The organism is Kitasatospora sp. NPDC004240 (assembly GCF_053603215.1).
On sequence record NZ_JBSGFD010000340.1, the window covers coordinates 1 to 5,353 of the forward strand.

3 protein-coding genes are annotated in these 5,353 nt (G+C 73.5%); all 3 read right to left on the reverse strand.

Features of this window, described 5'->3' with window-relative positions; all coding sequences use genetic code 11:
- Positions 1–207: 207 nt before the first annotated feature.
- The 3 genes from ACWEQL_RS40655 to ACWEQL_RS40665 all read right to left on the reverse strand — a co-directional run bounded on the left by ACWEQL_RS40655 (position 208) and on the right by ACWEQL_RS40665 (position 4,783).
- The gene (locus ACWEQL_RS40655) at positions 208–2,766 is read right to left on the reverse strand and encodes an FtsX-like permease family protein (RefSeq protein ID WP_452156367.1); all 2,559 of its coding nucleotides are present in this window, start codon (positions 2,764–2,766) and stop codon (positions 208–210) included.
- Positions 2,760–3,503: an ABC transporter ATP-binding protein gene (locus tag ACWEQL_RS40660; RefSeq protein WP_452156369.1), complete on the reverse strand. Its 744-nt coding sequence runs from the start codon at positions 3,501–3,503 to the stop codon at positions 2,760–2,762. Before ACWEQL_RS40660 ends, ACWEQL_RS40655 begins: the two co-directional genes overlap by 7 nt.
- A gap of 263 nt (positions 3,504–3,766) precedes the next feature.
- Complete coding sequence (locus tag ACWEQL_RS40665; protein WP_452156371.1) at positions 3,767–4,783, reverse strand: helix-turn-helix transcriptional regulator; 1,017 nt, start codon at positions 4,781–4,783, stop codon at positions 3,767–3,769.
- Positions 4,784–5,353 lie beyond the last annotated feature (570 nt).

Sequence of the window (5,353 nt, forward strand, 5' to 3'; positions counted from 1 at the left end):
ACGGATTCACGGTGGGATGGGATTCCCGGCCAGTCTGGGGAGCCTCGCTATAAGCGCCCTATACGCCGCCGGGCCGCCCCGCCCACCGCCCAGCCCACTGCCCCGCCCGAGGCCCTCCGGAGGCCCGCCCGAGGCCCGCAGGAAGCCGGAAGTGCCGGGAACTCCCGTGGAGTTCCCGGCACTTGGGGGCGCTTTGCGGCGGGCGGGTCAGGCCGAGCCGGCGGCTCCGCGCAGGATGCCCTGGCCGTCCCGGTCGCGCAGGGCGAGCGCGGCCGGCACCACCGCCGAGACGAGGGCGATGGCCGCGCAGCAGACGGCGAGCACGCCCATGGTGCCCCAGGGCACCACCGCGGGCGTCGGGCCGACCAGGTTGGTCAGGGCCGCCCAGGAGCCGCCGACGCTGATCGCCGTGCCGAGCAGGCCGAGGACCGTCCCGGCCGCCACGCACAGCAGGGTCTCGACGGCGACGGCGCTCAGCACCTGGGCCTTGGTGGCGCCGGCCAGACGCAGCAGGGACAGCTCCTTGCGGCGGTCGGTGACGGTCATCACCAGGGAGTTGGCCAGCGCGATGGCCGCGTAGCAGATCGCCAGGCCGAGGATCATCAGCAGGGCGTTCCAGGAGGCCTCGTCATCGTTCGCGGTGGCCGCCGACCAGGTCTCCTCCGGTGTGGTGAGCCGGGCGCCCAGCCCGTTCACGGCCGCGTTCAGGGCGTCGGAGGCCTGCTGCCGGTCGGTGCCGGGCAGCACCTTCAGGTGGATCCGGCTCGCCAGGTCCTGGCCGCCGACCCCGTCGGTGACGGCGTTGCGCGCGGTCACCCAGGCCTGGGTGGTCTCGGCGCCGCTGCCGAGGACGGCGGCGACCCGCAGGGTCCGGGGGGTGCCGTCGGCCAGCCACACCGAGACCTGCTGCCCGGTCTGCGGCGAGCCGGGCCAGGTGCGGCTGAGCACGATCGAGTCGGGGCCGAGGTCGGCCAGCGAGCCCGAGACGACCGGGAGCCGGTCGACCTCGGCCAGCGCGGTGGCGTCCACCACCGCGGCGGGGAAGGGCACCAGGGCCACGCCGTCCTGGTCGGCCATCACGGAGGTCGGGGTGATGACCAGGCTCTGCACGCCGGGGACGGCCCGGACCCGGTCCACCACGGCCCGGCTCAGCCCGGGTGTGCCGGCCGGTGCGACGACGAAGTCGGCGGCGGCCAGCTGGTTGCGGACCTCGGTGGCCTTGGAGCGGTTGATGGTGTCGATGCTGCCGAGCAGGCAGCCGGCGAAGGCGATGACCAGCACCACCGGGGTGGTGGTGGCGGCGGTGCGCCGGAACGCCGTCAGCGAGCTCTGCCGGGCGGTGGCCCAGACGATGCCGCCGCCGTCGGCGGCGGGGCGTCCGCGCAGCCGGGCCGAGAGGGCGGGCAGCAGCGTCAGCAGCCGGATCACCGGGGTGGCCAGTACGCCCGCCAGCAGCACGCAGCCGCCGACGACGGCCAGCAGCAGGCCGAGCGAGTCCGCGGCGTTGGCCGCGGCGTCGGGCCAGGTCCGGGCCACCACCACGAGTGCCCCGATGCCGGCGCCGAGCACGAGCAGGCCGCTGATCCAGCGGACCGCCAGCGCGGCCCGCGAGCGCCGCTCGACGTCGGCCTCCATCAGTGCCTCGCCGGGGCTGACCAGGCCGGCCTTGAACGAGGAGAGCACCACGCCGGCCATCGCGGTCAGCAGTCCGATCAGGGCCGAGACGAGCAGTCCCCACCAGCTGATCGGGACGGTGAAGTCGGCCGGCACCATGGCGCGGTCGACCAGCCACCGGCCGGCCAGCGGCGCCCCGGCCGTACCGAGCGCGCAGCCCGCGACGGAGGCCAGCAGGCCGACCAGCAGGGCCTCCCGGTTGACCAGGGTGCGCAGCTGCTTGCGGGTGGCGCCGATCAGGCGGAGCAGGGCGAGCTCGCGGCGGCGCTGGGCGATCGACAGCGCGAAGGTGCCGGCGACGACGAACACGGCGGTGCCGCCGGAGACCGCGGCGGAGAGTCCGAGCGGGGTCTGCACGTTGTCCAGCTGGCTGGCGACGTCGATGTGGTGCGGGTCCAGCTGGCTGCGTTCGGAGCCGGTCAGCACCCGGGCGGCGCTCGCGCCGCCGGCGCCGGCCACGGCCCGGCGCACCGCGTCGGCGGGGCCGAAGGCGGCCAGTACACCGACGGCGGGGCAGAACCGGGCGGCCTGCGCGTCGGTGAAGAAGACGGCGTGCTCGAACGGCTGCGCCTCGGTGACGCCGGAGACGGTCGCGCTGTGCAGGCCGCCGGCGGTGACGTACTGGACGCGCCGGCCGACCTGGTCGGGGCTGCCGCCGCCGATGACGATCTGGTCGTCGGCGGCCGGGGCCGAGCCGGCGGTCAGCCGGTAACCGCCGAGGGCGGCGCTGGACCAGCCGCGTCCGACCTGGTCGCGCGGGCCGTCGGCGAGCTGGGCGTAGAAGGTGCGGTCCTCGACCGTCCGGCCGGTGGTGGCGACCGCGGCGATCAGTCCGTCCGGCAGGCCCTGCTGCCGGGCGACCGGGGTGGGGGAGACGTCGCCGTCCCCCCGCCGGTAGTCGAGGGTGTGGACGGCGGACACCAGGACGGGTGCCTGCGAGAAGCGCTGGCGCTCCTGGTCGGGGATGCCCGAGGTGGCGGCGATGACCAGGATCGAGGTCGCCATCAGGGCGACACCGCAGGCCAGGGCGACGAAGCTGCCGACGAACGAGGCCCAGCGCAGCTTGACGGTGGCGAGGGCGAGGCTCAGCATGCCACGGCCTCCAGCGCGGTCATCCGGGCGGCGACCTGCTCGGCGGTGGGCCGCTCCAGGGAGCCGGCCAGCCGGCCGTCGCGGAGGAAGACCACGCGGTCGGCGTAGGAGGCGGCGACCGGGTCGTGGGTGACCATGACCACGGCGCGGCCGGGGTCGTCGGCCATGGAGCGCAGCAGGGCCAGGACCTCGCGGCCGCTCCTGGTGTCGAGTGCGCCGGTCGGCTCGTCGGCCAGCAGGACCGCGGGGCGGGTGATCAGCGCGCGGGCGATGGCCACCCGCTGCTGCTGGCCGCCGGAGAGTTCGCCCGGCCGGTGTCCGGCCCGTTCGGCGAGTCCGACGGCGGCGAGGGCGGCGCTCACCTCGGACGGTGCGGGGTGCCGGCCGGCGAGCTTGGCCGGGAGCGCCACGTTCTGGGCCGCGGTCAGGGCCGGCAGCAGGTTGAAGGACTGGAAGACGAAGCCGATCTTCTCCCGGCGCAGCACGGTCAGCGCGTTGTCGCGCAGGCCGCCGAGGGGGGTGCCGTCGACCCGCACCTCGCCCTGGTCGATCGGTTCCAGGCCGGCGGCGGACCGCAGCAGGGTCGACTTGCCGGAGCCGGAGGGGCCCATGACGGCGGTGAAGGTCCCGAAGGGGAACCCGATGCTCACCCCGTCCAGGCCGGTGACCGGCTCGGGTCCGCGTCGGTAGGTCCGGCAGACCGATCGGAGTTCAACGGCAAAGTCGGTGGCGTTCATAGTCTCAGCCCATCAGTCGGGGTGGGTGCGGCTCAATGACCTGGAATTCAGTCCCGGGGGTGTGGCTGGCTACACCCCCGGTGGCGCCGGGCGGCCGGCCGCGCCCCCGTGGACGGGGGTGCGGCGGGTGTTCCCCGGACGCGGCACCGACGTTCCCCACCCGGCCGGGTGCCACCGCCCCGGGGCAGGGGCGGTGGCGGGCCGGTCGTTCGGGTGGGCCCCGTCGCTCAGGTGGGTCCTGACGCTCGGGTGGGCCCCGTCGCTCAGGTGAGCAGGGCGGGATCGACCCAGCCGTGCTGGAGCGCCATCATCCCGGCCTGGAACTTGGTCTTGGCACCCAGCTGGGCGGCGAGCTCGGCGGTGCCGCGCCGTACGGTGCGGACCGAGACGCCGAGCCTGCGGGCGATCATCTCGTCGGTGGCGCCCTTGGCCAGCAGGACCAGGATGGCCTGCGACCGCGGGGACAGTTCGGGCTTCTCCCGGTCGACCGGTGCCTCCGGCTCGGAGGCGACCGGCAGGGAGCTCTGCCAGACCCGTTCGAACAGCTCGCACAGCGCGCTGACCACGCCGTGGCCGCGAAGCACGAGGGCACCCGTACGGGTGTCCTCGGGGTCCACCGGAACAATAGCGGTGGACCGGTCATAGATCACCATGCGCGGCGGAAGCGTCGGTGCGACGCGCACCTGGGCGCCCTGCTCCGTCAGCCAATGAGCATACGCAATGGTGTTGTTGTCGTTCTTGATGCTCTCCAGGTAGATCGACCGCAGCCGGACCCCGCCGCGCAGCACCCGCAGGTCCAGCGGGCGGCTGGCCTCGATGTTCGCCTCGGACATCACGCCCGAGGTGACGAAGCCCAGCACCTCCTCGGTGCAGCCGGTCGCCAGCGACTCGATCCGCAGCCGGATCGAGTCGATCCCCTCCAGCACCTCGACGTCCGCGCTCCGGCGGGACGACCGGGTGAGGCTGGAGTACTCGGCGACCACCTCGACGAGGTCGCGGCGCCCCTGCTCGATCTCCAGCAGCCGCCGCTGGAGCTCGGCCTCCCGGCGGTCGAGCAGGTAGCGCAGCCCGACCTCCGGTTCCACCGGCTTCAGCACGCCCGGGTCCTGCCAGGACGGTCTCAGCAGCGCGAGGCGGGCGAGTTCGTCCAAGGACGACCGCACCCTGACCTCGTCCCAGCCGAGCCGGTCGGCGATGTCGGCGGGCCCGCTTTGCGGATCCTTGAGCATTTCCTTGTAGACAGCCCCGGCCTCGGCGTCGAGGCCCAGCTTCTCCAGCATTGCCGTGCGTCCAATTTTCCGGGGAGAACGATCTGATGACGGGTCAAATACCGATCAACATCGGACAGTCGGAAAGCGGAGAGGCGCGGCACAGTCGTGGGCCGATCGCGTGGAGCATGTCTGACATGGTGAAACGTCCCCCGAGAAATCTCTGAACATCTTCACACGAGGGACTGATATGTGGCCGCCCCCCGGCAGGGTCGAGTCACGGAATTGTCACTCCCCGCACGCCCCCGGTCGAGTTTCTGTCATCGATTGACGTTAAGTCAAATAGTGGCTCCCCAGCGTGATGGAGTCAGGTTTTTGCGGATGAGTCGCGGCAAAAACACGCAACACCAGCAATCGTGATTTCCGCCGCTTCCCGGACCTCCCCGGCACGCCGTCGGCACACCCCCCGTGACCTGCGCGGGAGGCGCCTGCGGCGGTGGATCCGCCGGTATAGAGCGTCTATAGCGGGCCGCCACAGACTTCCCGGGCAGTCGGACGAGTGTGCGGGCAGCCGGCCCGCCCCGCAGCCCGGCCGTCCAGTGAATCCAGCCGCCCGTGGCGGCACCGGCCCCGAACGACCTG

What these genes read in the sequence shown, in the direction of transcription:
- ACWEQL_RS40655 (WP_452156367.1), bottom strand. Translation starts at nt 2,766, where the DNA reads ATGCTGAGCCTCGCCCTCGCCACCGTCAAGCTGCGCTGGGCCTCGTTC.
- ACWEQL_RS40660 (WP_452156369.1), bottom strand. Translation starts at nt 3,503, where the DNA reads ATGAACGCCACCGACTTTGCCGTTGAACTCCGATCGGTCTGCCGGACC.
- ACWEQL_RS40665 (WP_452156371.1), bottom strand. Translation starts at nt 4,783, where the DNA reads ATGCTGGAGAAGCTGGGCCTCGACGCCGAGGCCGGGGCTGTCTACAAG.